Consider the following 12673-nt stretch of genomic DNA (forward strand, 5'->3'; position numbering starts at 1 on the left):
ATCGCGGAAGATAAAATAAAAAAAACATCCAAAAACAGAGCAGTAGATTGATTTTTCGCAAATCATTTTTGCATTGCTTCGCATATTTATCATCTCCCTTGAGAAATGCCACTCGCTGCCGGAGAAGTACCATGATTTCAGTACTCAGCAATATCCAGGATGATATCTGCAATTATGCCGACGCTATTTCTGGCATAACCGGAACGGATGTTGAAATCATCGATGAATCCTTAATGCGCATCGCTGGCACCGGTAAATACCGACATATGCTCAATGAAAACGTGGCAAAAAATGGCTACATCTACCACCACGTTTTGCAGGTCCGAGAAACGGTTCTTATCAAAAACCCCGGCGAACATCCGCTGTGTCAGTTATGTGAAAAACACCACTACTGTTCTGAAATGCTGGATTTGAACGCACCAATTTTTCTCAACAATCGTGTGATTGGCGTGATCGGAATTATTTGCTCAACCCAGGCGCAGCGTGACGCGTTATTGAGCCAGATTGATAAATTTGTCACTTTTATTGAGCAAATCGCGGTGATGATCTCCAGTAAGGTCTTTGAATGTCTGGAGCGTTTACGCGCGCAGGAAACCCTCGGCGCATTTCGGCGTCTGATCGATGCCATGGACCGCGGCGTTGTAGCAATTGATGGCAATGGTCTTATCTGGCATGCCAATCATTCAGCCGATCGCATTCTCAACCGCGAAGTTCAGGGATTACCGCTGACCATTGAAACAACCGGGGACAGTTTGTATGGCGATGAAGAAGCATGGCTGACGCTTGAAGGCCAGAAACACCATGTACTGTGCAAACAAATTTCGCTCTCCTCGCTGGATAACGATCGCTTAACGATGGTCATCTTTCGTGATGCGCACGACTACCTGAGTAACCTTACTCCATCCCCTTACGAGTCTGACACGCAGGTGCGGCTGATTGGTCACTCTTCCTCAATGGAGCAACTCAGAAGCACCATTAGCAAAATTGCCAACAGCTACGCCAGCGTGCTCATCACCGGGGAAAGCGGCTCGGGTAAAGAGGTCGTGGCATTTGCCATTCACCAAAACAGCCCCCGTAAAGCCGCCCCTTTCGTGACAATCAACTGCGCGGCAATCCCTGAGCAACTACTGGAAAGCGAACTGTTTGGCTATGTACGCGGTGCATTTAGCGGTGCAGATCCCAAAGGACGAATGGGGAAATTTGAACTGGCCAACGGCGGCAGCCTGTTTCTGGATGAGATCGGCGATATGCCGCTGCACCTGCAGGCCAAGCTGCTCAGGGTGTTGCAGGAAAAAGCGATCACCCGCGTGGGTTCTAATAACATCATTAATATTGATGTGCGCATTATTGCCGCGACCAACAAAAATATTAGCGCGATGGTGGAGAATAATCAGTTTCGCGAAGACCTTTTCTATCGCCTGAATGTCGTCCCTCTGGTGCTTCCTTCCCTGCGTGAACGCAGGGCTGATATCGCCGTCCTCGCACAATACTTTGCCGATGAGTTTTCGGTCAGTTACCAACGTGCACCGCAAAAACTGCCCGATGACGTTATTAATCGCCTTTATGCCTGGCACTGGCCGGGGAACATTCGTGAATTACGCAACGTCATCGAATACATTTTTGTGATGCGCGGAGAAGCCGCCGGGATCAACGCCAGCCATCTGCCTCCTTATTTACTCTCCTCGGGGGACAGCAGGAAAACCACGATGACCGCACAACCCCGACAGCTGGCGAACCAAGGAAAACAAGCGGAAAGGGACGCTATCGAAAATGCCATTCAGCGATTTGGTTCAAGCGTGGAGGGCAAAAAACAGGCTGCATCAGAACTGGGAGTCAGTATTGCCACGCTCTATCGAAAAATAAAACTGTATGGTTTGTGAGCCCCATTTTTTTAACAATTAAGCCCGCGTAGCGCGGGCTTGTGGTGGGTATAACAGAGCAAATTAAGTACAGGGATACTTAATCAAACACACCATTGATAACCGCGGTGACAATTGCCGTGCTCAGTGCAATCAACACCAGATTGTCGCCAACAACCTGCCATTCATAACCTGGGTAATACGGCAGTTGATTCAGCATCGAGGATGGGACACTTTTCTTAGCGATCCCCGGAGGAAGTGGTTTTCCTCGCGCCAGATTTTTGGCGATGCCCGGAGGCAGTGACTTATATCCCGTCAAACCATATCTGACGGCATACTGCCTGGCCACGTTATAGCTAATATCACTATCAACATGGTCCGGCTTGCCATAATTTTTACGCTGTTCCGATTGCGAGTTGTTTTTTGGGCCTGGATTTCCTTTCTGGCTATGACTGCTATTACCCTTATTCCCACTATTACCATGGTTGCCGCTATTACCATTTCCGTTGCCATTACCGGGGTTAGCCGAAACGGGGATAGCGCACATCGACATCGCGGCAACGGCAACTAAAGCCGTTGCTAAAGTACGGAGCCTGGACATGATGATTCCTTAAGATATGGATACATACAAAATGTATGGTATTGCGTGAATATTGGCTATCGCTATGAATCCGATTTATTGGCAGAAAAACGCTGTCGCTTTGCAAAGTGAGCAGCTTTGATTGACCGTTTTTTAAATTAAAAACCGCCATTCCCGTTAACTCAGATCGGCAAGCGACAGGCACAGGATCTGAGCTTTTGGGAATAACTTCGCGAAAATGGAGAGAAAACGGCGTTTTTTTTCGGTTAAGCTATGTTCATGCTTTGGCGCTACCCATGGTCAGATTCACTATTCAGGAACCCACCCATAATGGCAAAAAGTACCCCGCAGCTGCCGCTCGACCCACATATGTGTCGCAGCTATGAAAAAAAGTCGCGAAGTCCGCTGGCGCTCTACTCAGAGTATCAGCGGATGGACGTCGAGCTGCGGGCTCCGCTGGCCATGACCTACAGCCACTGGCACGGTCAGGTTGAAGTGAATGTGCCGTTTGATGGCGATGTGGAGTACCTTTTCAATGACGAAGTAGTGAAAAGCAAACAGGGCTTTATCACGCTGTTCTGGGCCTGCACACCCCATCAGCTGACGGATGCCGGGCACTGTAAACAGATGGCCATCTTCAACTTACCGATGCATCTGTTTTTGTCCTGGCCGCTGGACAGGGAACTGATTAACCACGTGACGCATGGGATGGTGATTGCGTCGCTTGCCTCGCAGCAACTGAGCGCTTTTGAAGTGCAGCGTTGGCAGAGTGAACTCAACAGCGACAATGAGCAAATTCGTCAATTAGCCATTGATGAGATAGCCCTGATGCTCAAGCGATTTAGCCTCGCTGGCTGGCGGCCAGTGCTGGGTAACAAAACATCGCGCACCCAGAAAAACAGTATTTCACGGCATTCACAGTTTTACGTCAGCCAGATGCTGGAGTTTATTGCCGCAAACTGCGACAAACAGCTTACGGTCGATGCTATTGCCGAACACGTTAAGCTCAACCCAAATTATGCGATGGGCATTTTTCATCGTGTGATGCAACTAACCATGAAACAGTATATTACCGCAATGCGCATCAACCATGTGCGGGCTTTGCTCAGCGATACGGATAAAACAATTCTGGATATCGCTACAATTGCAGGTTTCCGATCCAGCAGCCGTTTTTATAGCTCATTTCATAAATACGTCGGCATGCCGCCGCAGCAGTATCGCAAACTGAGCCAACAGCGCCGAAATCATTCACCTTATGCCGAGGGGTAATTTATTCGTCAAACTCACTCTTACCTTACTACCAAAATATAAGCGTCAGAATAGCAGGTCAAAATAGATAATCTGCAGCAGTTAATAAAATAGGGTTCAGCCATGAACTCTGGCAACTATGTTACTCAGTTATGGGTGACCTGTAGCAGGTATTTATTTGACGTGTTCAACCATTAACGATTGGGATGGAATTATGGAATTAAATAGCTGCACCGCCAACAACAGAAAGCCATTGTCTTTCTTTTGGTCAGTTTTACCCATGATAGTCATGCTGGGTGGCATTAGCATCGGATATTTTATCTTCAATATTCGAGCTGAACCCATGATCCTCGTGGGAACCGCAACCGCCTCGTTTATCGCCATCGCTCACGGCTACACGTGGGATGACATTCTACAATCTATTTGCAATAAAATATCTGAAGCGCTTCCTGTCATATTAATCGTCGCCAGTATCGGTTTCTTAATTGGCGCATGGATGGTGTCAGGCACTATTCCAATGATGATTTATTATGGTCTGAAGTGGATTAACCCGCAGTATTTCTATATTTCAGCATTTATGCTGGGAGCGCTGATCTCAGTCTGTACCGGCACCTCCTGGGGATCTATCGGAACCGTCGGGATCGCCATGATTGGCGTAGCGATTGGTCTGAATGTTTCGCTGCCCATTGCTGCTGGCGCTATTGTATCCGGCTGCTGGTTTGGTGATAAGCTTTCTCCGGTTTCTGACTCAACCAACATGGCGGCGCTGGCTGCCGGTGTAAACCTGTACTCGCATATCGGCCATCTGCTGTGGACCACCGGCCCGGGATTTATTATTTGCTGCGTCGTATACAGCTATATGGGCATGGGCATTGATGCCTCATCCAGCGCGCCCGCCAATATCACCAACTTGATGAACGCTATCGGCCAGATTTATCACTTTAACATTCTGCTACTGTTGCCACCGATCATCGTTTTGTATGGCTCACTGTCAAAAAGACCGCCAATCCCGATGCTCTTTTTATCCACAATAGTCTCGATGATTCTGGCATTAGCCTTTCAGCAATTTACCGCATCATCGGTTGGCGAATCCGTGGTTAGCGGTTTTAAGCTCGCGATGCTCACCGGAGATAACCTGCCAACACTGTCATCAGATGTTTCCCGCTTACTGGAACGAGGCGGCGCCATTTCAATGTTTAGCAGCTTCGTCACCGTCTTCAGCGCCTTCAGCTTTGCCGGCGCAATGAGTGCGACAGGCTCTTTGCACACCGTGATAAACGCGCTCACGAAAGGCGTTAAATCCACATTCCGCCTGGTGGCCACCACGATTGTGACGACGTTTACCATCTGTGCCTGTACGGCAAATGGAACCTTGCCACTGCTGCTGTGCGGCGATGCCTTTAAAGAAGAATATAAAAAACGAGGACTTGCGACAAAGAACCTCTCGCGTACTACCGAAGATGCCGGAACCGTTGTCGAACCGATTATCCCCTGGTCTGCCTCGGGCGTTTATTGCGCCACGATGCTGGGCGTGGCGACGCTTGATTATTTGCCATGGGCAATCCTCTGCTACAGCGGCATCATCTTTGCCCTGCTGTGGGCGGCCACCGGTATTGGTATTGCTAAATATGAACCAAATGAAGCTACAGAGCATATGGTTGAGCAAAAATCATAGGCTAATAAATAGCTAAATATTGGCTACCACCAGGGTAAATTCAATATATCGATTAGATATACAGAAATATTCTTCACTGTTGCGTTGCTTAAACTATTTTTCAGAGACTGTCCAGGAGTCAGCAATGTCTTTGTTTGATGATATTGTCATAAGGGATGTTAATTGCCGTAAATACGGTCAATTACAACAGATGTACGGCACCACCGATGTATTACCGCTGTGGATTGCAGATATGGATTTTGTGACGCCAGAGCCAATTATGAGCACACTGCGTTCAGTGGTATCGCAGCCAGTACAAGGCTACAACCTGGATTATCCGCAATGGAAAGAGTCCGTTATTCATTGGTATGCGCAACAGTATGATGTCGACATAAAGCCACACTGGTTGCATTTTATTCCCGGCGTCATAAAAACTATCGTGCTCTCTCTGATGGTGTTTACCCGACCAGGTGATAATATTTTAACCTGTACGCCAATATATGACCCCTACCCTAATCTGGTAAATACCAGTGGCAGGAATTTGATTCAAACGCGCCTCATTGAGAAAGAGGGTCATTACGAATTTGACTGGCATGATTTCAGCGAAAAACTCAAGCAGTGCAAAATGTTTCTTTTCCCTTCGCCGCATAATCCGGGCGGTATGGTGTGGTCGCGGGAAACGCTGGAAAAAGTAAGTCACTATTGTCAGCAAGCTGGCGTCATTATTCTCTCAGATGAAGTGCATAGTGATTTAACCCTGCCAGGCAAGCGCCATCTGCCGTTTTTTACTTTAGACGAAGCGACAGGGAGTCAGTCAATCGTGCTGACCTCAATCAGTAAAACCTTCAACACGGCGGCGATCCAGGGCGGAATTGCCATTATTAAAAATGATGAATTACGCCATCAGTTCTATGGTTTCCTGGATAACTGCTACCTTGCCGAGACACATTCATTACAGCAGGCGGCCATTTACAGCGCCTTTACCCATTGTGGCGACTGGCACCAAAAATTATTAGCCTACCTGGCCGACAATGTGGCGTTTGTTAAAAGTGAAATTGAAAAGCACTGTCCCTTAATCTCCATTGTGTATGGCGGCGCATCGTATCTTCTGTTTCTGAACGCGGAAAAAATGAATCTTAGCGATGAACAGCTAAGCGCATTTTTTGTGCAGGAAGCAAAACTGGGTCTGTCACCAGGCGCGCAATATGGCCCCGGCGGAGAGGGTCACATGAGACTCAACGTTGGGTGCCCGCGCTCGGTACTGGTAGAAGCGATGAACCGACTGAAAGCCGCGTACCAAAAACGACAGAACGCGTAGCGCGCATCACACTCTTTGCCCCGCCACGGTGGGGCAAAACTATACAAAGATGTTGCAGAACTGCTATAAAGTTTTTCCGTTCTGTCGGCTGGTGTTAAACTGGAAAGTGTGATCTTCATCATAACCTGCTTAAACAGAGAAAAGAGACACTGCTATGCAACATATCATTGAGGGCTTCCTCAACTTCCAAAAAGAGATTTTCCCTCAACGTAAGGAACTCTTTCGCAGCCTGGCATCCAGCCAGAATCCCAAAGCGCTTTTCATCTCCTGTTCCGATAGCCGCCTGGTGCCAGAACTCGTTACTCAGCAAGAGCCCGGACAGCTTTTCGTTATCCGCAACGCCGGTAATATCGTTCCGTCTTTTGGACCGGAACCCGGTGGCGTATCTGCTACGATTGAATACGCGGTTGTCGCACTTGGTGTGACGGATATCGTCATCTGCGGACACTCCAACTGCGGCGCGATGAAAGCCATTGCTGATAGCCAGCCTCTGGATCCGATGCCCGCTGTGGCTCACTGGTTGCACTATGCCGATGCCGCGAAAGCCGTGGTTGAGAAGAAAACCTGGGATAACCCAATCGATAAAGTTAACGCCATGGTGGAAGAAAACGTTATCGCACAGCTCAATAATATTAAAACGCATCCTTGCGTCGCGGTTGGGCTGCGAAATAATGCGCTTCGTCTGCACGGCTGGGTATATGACATCGAAAGCGGTGAAATCCGTACCCTGGATAAAAACAGCAAAACCTACGTTTCCCTTGCTGATAACCCGCAGGTGCATTTCGAGTAAATCGTCCACTGGAGCAAGGATGCTCTGGAGAGCTTTTACCTACTTTTGTGCTATAGACAAAAAACATGCTTGCGACTAGTTTTAAAATAGCCACTGGTGTTCTCACATCAGTTTTCGCACATTCATACAACGTTGCGACAGGTCTCATGAACTGAGCCGCAAATAGCTGTTCATACATGATGCAGGCGATAAAAAGGAGCGGGTACGAATGCAAGCAAAAATAAAAAGAATAATAAATATGTTATTCTATCATGAGTCGTGGGATATCATGATTATTAAGGATCATGGTACACACTTATTTCCGAATAATACACTGGATATATTAAGTAAATCCGCTGCACAGCAGTTAAAAAAGAAATATACGTTTCAGGCCGATCCTTTTCTTATTGAAAAAGATGATAAACTGTATGTTTTTTATGAAGCTTTTAGCTTTCGCAACTCGAAAGGCACGCTCCGATGCCGTATTCTTGATCGTGAACTGGTTGAAATTGATGACGTGAAACTTGAAGGTTTTGACGACCTGATGTGTCATTTGTCATTTCCTTTCCTGATTAATATTAACGATCAGCTCTTCATGATTCCTGAATCATCAGAAAGAAAAGAAGTGATACTGTTTCAGTCAGTAGAGTTTCCTACACGCTGGAAGAAAATTAAAGTTCTAATCTCTGATACCGAAGTGACAGATAACATTTTTCTTTCAATGAATGAGACCTGCTATCTTATGTCGACCACCATGGATAATAAAATAATTATTCATTCGGCAGAGCATCTCCACGGACAGTGGCAAAGAATTACTCCTGCATTGAAGGTGAGCAATCATCATCATCGGGGAGCGGGTGCGCCTTATCTTGCCGATAATAAAGTGTATTTCTTAACCCAGGAATGCACACCTGAAACATATGGAAAATCTATCTACATCAAAGAATTAGTCACACTGAATGACGCTACTTTTGATGAGAATCTGATCGAACAAATCAATTCGTCGATCAACCACAGTGACGGCGTTCACACGCTAAATTTCTCAAGTAACTATATTGCCTATGATACAAAAATAAATAAGTTCAGTCTGTTGGCAATCTTTAAAAAAATATCCTATAAGTGTATGATAAAATATAGAAACGTATACCTTTCCCGGCAAAATAACTGATCCCCTGGATCCTTGGGTGGTATTGGTGGAAAATCGCTCGGGTTTTTAGCATTTTTATGGAGTCTGTATGGCTATTCTTGTCACTGGTGGTGCAGGTTATATTGGTTCACATACTGTTTTAACGCTACTGGAAAGAGGCGATGATGTCGTTGTCATCGATAATCTGGCAAACGCCAGCCGTATCTCGCTGGACAGGGTCGCGGAACTCACAGGAAGGGAACCCATTGTCTATATCGCTGATGTTCTCGACAGGCAGGCATTAAAAAACATTTTCGCCAACCATAACATCACCGATGTCATTCATTTTGCGGGCCTCAAATCGGTTTCCGAGTCGATAAAAGAACCCCTTGCTTACTACGAAAACAACGTCACTGGAACGCTGGTTTTACTGGATGAGATGCTGGCCGCAGGCGTTAATCGATTCATTTTTAGCTCATCTGCTACGGTATACGGTAATCCGGAAAGCGTGCCGCTGAGCGAGCAATCGCGTACGGGGGGTACCACCAATCCGTACGGTACCTCTAAATTAATGGTCGAACAGATTCTGGCCGATTTCTCCCGTGCGCAGCCCGATTTCCGCATTACCTGCCTGCGCTATTTTAACCCAGTCGGCGCCCATCCATCGGGTCGGATTGGTGAGGATCCCAACGGTATCCCCAATAACCTGGTGCCGTACATCTCCCAGGTTGCGATTGGTAAGCTGAAAACCGTGTCGGTGTACGGTAATGACTATCCAACCCCCGACGGCACCGGCGTTCGTGATTATATCCACGTCATGGATTTGGCGACCGGCCATTTAGCCGCGCTGGATAGCCAGAACAAAGGCGCTGCCTATAAGGTGATTAATCTCGGTACCGGGGTCGGTTATTCCGTGATTAATCTGATAGAGGCGTTTGAAAAAGCGGCGCAGAAAAAAATAAGCTATCAGTTTGTCGACAGAAGGCCCGGCGACATTGCCGAATGTTGGTCTGACCCGTCACTGGCATACAAAGAGTTAGGCTGGAAGGCCATCTACAACCTTGATGAAATGATGCGTGACACCTGGAACTGGCAAAAAAACAACCCGAATGGTTATAACATCTGATGTACACGGCAACGAGCCTGAGCCTCAGGCTCGTTGCCGTGACGGGTTAGCGTGCCGTTATCGTTGATACGCGATACCAACCGCTGCTTTGCTTTCCTTCGTTGGCAAAGTTAATTCTTGCCGCCCCGGATTTATCCAGCATCGAAACCTCAATGGCGTATTGCCCTTTCGCCAGTCGGCCCGGCATGGGCAATGCGTAGCTAACCTGATAAACGCCCGGGAGCCAACGTCGTATATCATCCGCCGTATTCCCCTGCGCCACCACCTGATTGGCGCTATCCACCACACGAAATGCCAGCGTGTAGGGTAGATATATTGGTGCGATACCTTCGTTATACCAGGTACTGTTCAACCTCAACGTTTGTCCGCCGTCCCACACGGACTCATGGCTCAGAGACGCTAAGCGAAACCGATAGCCCAGTTTGGTCAGCGCGTCGTCAACAATCGGTCGATAATCGCTGGGTATCGCTCTCGATTTCAGGTTGATCGTGCTGGCGTGCTGCTTGACCGCCCAGTCAAAGATGCCCTGCACTTCGGCACGCGTATAGTGGAAGGTGTTCTTCCAGTCCTGCATATATGAACAGATTTCCAGACTGACCGGCGCACGTTTCCAGGCATCGTTAAACCCTGAATAGCTCTGCTGTGCTGCCAGTAATCGCTGCGGGTAATCATCGGCCATATGGCTCCAGGAGTCCGAAAATACGCGCAGGTCACCCCAGCAATCCGCCCGCCATCCAGCCCCTCGCGCCACCGCATTCGCCAGGCTTTGCCCACCGCTCATCAACATCATTTTCGGCGTCGAAGGGAAGGCAGAAAAGTGCATTGCGACGTAGCGGTCTAACTGCGCGGTGGTGTACTGCTCCAACAGTGGTTTCAGATCAGGGAAATTGCTGTTATGCCATTCCCCCCAGGCCCCCACCATGCCGATATCCACAAAAGCGAGATTCTCATTACCGTCGTAGCGTTTTCCAAATGCATTCAGCAGACGCTGGCTGTACTCAATAAACAGCGGGTCGCTTAAATCCGGAATAAATGTTTTATTATCGGGCGTCCAGCTGCCTTTCACGCCTTTTTTAATCAGCCAATCGGGAATTTTTGTGCCATCCCCCGGATCGGCAAGCACCATAAAGCGCAGCCCGACATTCATCGCGGGACGATGCGCTACCGCGTATTTGAAGGCATCATCCACCAGCGCAAAATTATACTGACCTTCAACAGGCTCCAGCTCTCGCCAGTAAAATCGCTCGTATTCAAATCCGGTATTGGGATAGTCCGCCAGACCCAGCGTTTCACCGTACCCCTGATGAAAACTTGCCACTCCAATCCCCGGATTGGTTAGCGGGCCCGTTAATGCTTTGGGGGTTACGGTCGTTAATGCGGACATAACCGCCAACGGAAAGGACATCAACAACAGCGCAGAAACCCATTTACACTTCATCGCAGTGACGCCCTCCACAGGTTTGTTTACGCTAGCGGTTTTTCAGGCTTAACCACCAGTCCCATATACCCACATGAAAATTTTGGAACACATCAATACCTAATGCTGATTTGATCATATACAACGTCAGCAATACGCAGCAGGTAACGAACAACACGGCTATCAGCAGCAAGAAAGTGAGCAATATTCTCGACAGGGTCGATTCCTGACGATGCTGCCGACGCAAATCTCTGCCAAACAAAAAAACCAGATAATAGCGTTTACTGAAAAAGGGAAAGCTTCGGCGAATATCGATCTGATGCCGAGAAGTCAGAGTCGAAGCCAGGATCGCTTTTTCCACCCCTTCTTTTTGTTCAGGGGTCAACTCTTGCGCAATCGGCTCGTCAAGATGAGCATAAAATCGTTCGATGACGGGAGGACGATTTTGAGGACTGGTCAAAATTAACCTATATCTTTATCAATTGAGTGATAGACGTTTATCGTCTTTTTGGCGATTTCATGCCAGTTGTAGTTTTGCAAATATACACGATAGTCCACGCTATTGGTTGCCGCCCATTCGGTTAATTTTTCGGCCAGGCTGGTCACATCCCCCACCTTAAAATAGGCCTCGGACGGCAGTTGAACTTCGAGGTTAGCCGGAATATCACTGACGACGGCAGGAAGAGAAAATGACATCGCTTCCAGCAGCGCAATGGGCAATCCTTCATGGTATGAAGGCATCACAAACAGCTGTGCCTGGGAAAACACCGCCTGAAGCTCATCACCACGCAAGAACCCCGTCATCACAACGCCAGGGGTGTCCGCGGCAAGCTTTTTGAGGCGAATGCTGTATTCGGTCGGATGATCCGCATCGCCAATTAACACTAACGGCATAGTTAAACCGCTGCGCTGATAGGCGGCGATGGCATCATGCATCCCTTTTTCTTCCACAAATCGCCCAACCACCACGAGGTAGTTTTTCGGCTGCAGCCCAAAGCGGGAGAGCGTATTGTCGATGGTCAGCGCAGATAACGACCGCGGCTCGTTGACGCCATTGTGAATTAAATGCGCATCATAGCGAGCGTGTTTTTTCTGGATCAGTTGATTAATAACCTCAGAAATCACAATCACTTCGTTGGCATATCTCACTGCCCAACGCTCACCCAGCAGCAATATTTTTTTGGCAACGAATCCCCATTTTTGACGATCGTAATCAGGTCCATGGTGGGTGAACACCACCTTCTTCCCTAACATGCGTAATAAGGGGATCACAAGCCCAGGCCCGATAGCATGGACATGCACAATATCTGAATGGTCGATACTTGTCCTAAATGCCGCTAAAACGGAATGGACAATCGCTTCCAGCGAGCGCTTTTTGGGTGCCCACAGCGCGTAGGTTTCAACTTTCTTATATAACGATCGTTTGTAATTTACATACGGCGAGCGAGCAATCACGCAAATATCAACGTCCAACTGCTGCTTAATGGCAGGATATAGATTCTGACAGTGTGTCTCCACCCCGCCCAATACATCGGGAATACCACGCGTACCAAAAACCGTTATTTTTTTACTCATA

The 12673-nt window shown here is 48.0% G+C and carries 11 protein-coding genes; 7 read left to right on the plus strand and 4 right to left on the minus strand.

The annotated features are described in order from the left end of the window. Window positions 1–131 precede the first annotated feature (131 nt). Entirely contained in the window at window positions 132–1880 is a 1749-nt protein-coding gene (locus tag OGV52_RS11160) for a sigma-54 interaction domain-containing protein (RefSeq protein ID WP_047499506.1), read from the plus strand. Between the two features lie 79 nt (window positions 1881–1959). Here OGV52_RS11160 and OGV52_RS11165 read toward each other — a convergent pair whose 3' ends face one another. Then, window positions 1960–2460, minus strand: coding sequence for an anti-virulence regulator CigR family protein (locus OGV52_RS11165; RefSeq protein ID WP_016154103.1), 501 nt, complete (start codon window positions 2458–2460; stop codon window positions 1960–1962). Between the two features lie 309 nt (window positions 2461–2769). Here OGV52_RS11165 and melR point away from each other — a divergent pair, with 309 nt between their 5' ends. The 6 genes from melR to galE all read left to right on the plus strand — a co-directional run bounded on the left by melR (window position 2770) and on the right by galE (window position 9680). Further along, window positions 2770–3708 carry a transcriptional regulator MelR gene (gene melR, locus OGV52_RS11170; RefSeq protein ID WP_287108522.1) on the plus strand — a complete coding sequence of 313 codons (939 nt, stop codon included), beginning with the start codon at window positions 2770–2772 and terminating at the stop codon, window positions 3706–3708. 193 nt (window positions 3709–3901) lie between these two features. Further along, complete coding sequence (nhaC, locus tag OGV52_RS11175) at window positions 3902–5362, plus strand: Na+/H+ antiporter NhaC (RefSeq protein ID WP_046275107.1); 1461 nt, start codon at window positions 3902–3904, stop codon at window positions 5360–5362. A gap of 124 nt (window positions 5363–5486) precedes the next feature. Continuing rightward, window positions 5487–6659 carry a MalY/PatB family protein gene (locus tag OGV52_RS11180; RefSeq protein WP_287108524.1) on the plus strand — a complete coding sequence of 391 codons (1173 nt, stop codon included), beginning with the start codon at window positions 5487–5489 and terminating at the stop codon, window positions 6657–6659. Window positions 6660–6813: 154 nt separating this feature from the next. Continuing rightward, window positions 6814–7449: a carbonic anhydrase gene (locus OGV52_RS11185; RefSeq protein WP_016154107.1), complete on the plus strand. Its 636-nt coding sequence runs from the start codon at window positions 6814–6816 to the stop codon at window positions 7447–7449. 208 nt (window positions 7450–7657) lie between these two features. Then, window positions 7658–8596 (plus strand): glucosamine inositolphosphorylceramide transferase family protein, encoded by a 939-nt coding sequence (locus OGV52_RS11190; RefSeq protein WP_153690112.1) that lies wholly within the window; start codon window positions 7658–7660, stop codon window positions 8594–8596. A gap of 67 nt (window positions 8597–8663) precedes the next feature. Further along, complete coding sequence (gene galE / locus OGV52_RS11195; RefSeq protein ID WP_016154109.1) at window positions 8664–9680, plus strand: UDP-glucose 4-epimerase GalE; 1017 nt, start codon at window positions 8664–8666, stop codon at window positions 9678–9680. 46 nt (window positions 9681–9726) lie between these two features. On the opposite strand, the gene OGV52_RS11200 is transcribed toward galE, so the two are convergent. The 3 genes from OGV52_RS11200 to OGV52_RS11210 are packed head-to-tail and all read right to left on the minus strand — an operon-like array spanning window position 9727 to window position 12672. Further along, on the minus strand, window positions 9727–11118 hold the full coding sequence (locus OGV52_RS11200) for a DUF4832 domain-containing protein (protein WP_287108526.1): 1392 nt from the start codon (window positions 11116–11118) through the stop codon (window positions 9727–9729). A 31-nt stretch (window positions 11119–11149) separates the two neighbouring features. After that, window positions 11150–11557, minus strand: a complete 408-nt coding sequence (locus OGV52_RS11205; RefSeq protein WP_047358835.1) for a hypothetical protein — start codon at window positions 11555–11557, stop codon at window positions 11150–11152. Between the two features lie 2 nt (window positions 11558–11559). Next, a complete protein-coding gene (locus OGV52_RS11210) occupies window positions 11560–12672 on the minus strand; it encodes a glycosyltransferase family 4 protein (protein WP_016157268.1) in 1113 nt (370 codons plus the stop codon). Window position 12673 lies beyond the last annotated feature (1 nt).

This window comes from Citrobacter sp. Cb041 (assembly GCF_030336655.1).
Taxonomy (GTDB): domain Bacteria; phylum Pseudomonadota; class Gammaproteobacteria; order Enterobacterales; family Enterobacteriaceae; genus Citrobacter; species Citrobacter braakii.

Bases quoted from the DNA above. Each gene is read 5' to 3' on its own strand.
- OGV52_RS11160 (WP_047499506.1), top strand. From the start codon at position 132: ATGATTTCAGTACTCAGCAATATCCAGGATGATATCTGCAATTATGCC.
- OGV52_RS11165 (WP_016154103.1), bottom strand. From the start codon at position 2,460: ATGTCCAGGCTCCGTACTTTAGCAACGGCTTTAGTTGCCGTTGCCGCG.
- melR (WP_287108522.1), top strand. From the start codon at position 2,770: ATGGCAAAAAGTACCCCGCAGCTGCCGCTCGACCCACATATGTGTCGC.
- nhaC (WP_046275107.1), top strand. From the start codon at position 3,902: ATGGAATTAAATAGCTGCACCGCCAACAACAGAAAGCCATTGTCTTTC.
- OGV52_RS11180 (WP_287108524.1), top strand. From the start codon at position 5,487: ATGTCTTTGTTTGATGATATTGTCATAAGGGATGTTAATTGCCGTAAA.
- OGV52_RS11185 (WP_016154107.1), top strand. From the start codon at position 6,814: ATGCAACATATCATTGAGGGCTTCCTCAACTTCCAAAAAGAGATTTTC.
- OGV52_RS11190 (WP_153690112.1), top strand. From the start codon at position 7,658: ATGCAAGCAAAAATAAAAAGAATAATAAATATGTTATTCTATCATGAG.
- galE (WP_016154109.1), top strand. From the start codon at position 8,664: ATGGCTATTCTTGTCACTGGTGGTGCAGGTTATATTGGTTCACATACT.
- OGV52_RS11200 (WP_287108526.1), bottom strand. From the start codon at position 11,118: ATGAAGTGTAAATGGGTTTCTGCGCTGTTGTTGATGTCCTTTCCGTTG.
- OGV52_RS11210 (WP_016157268.1), bottom strand. From the start codon at position 12,672: ATGAGTAAAAAAATAACGGTTTTTGGTACGCGTGGTATTCCCGATGTA.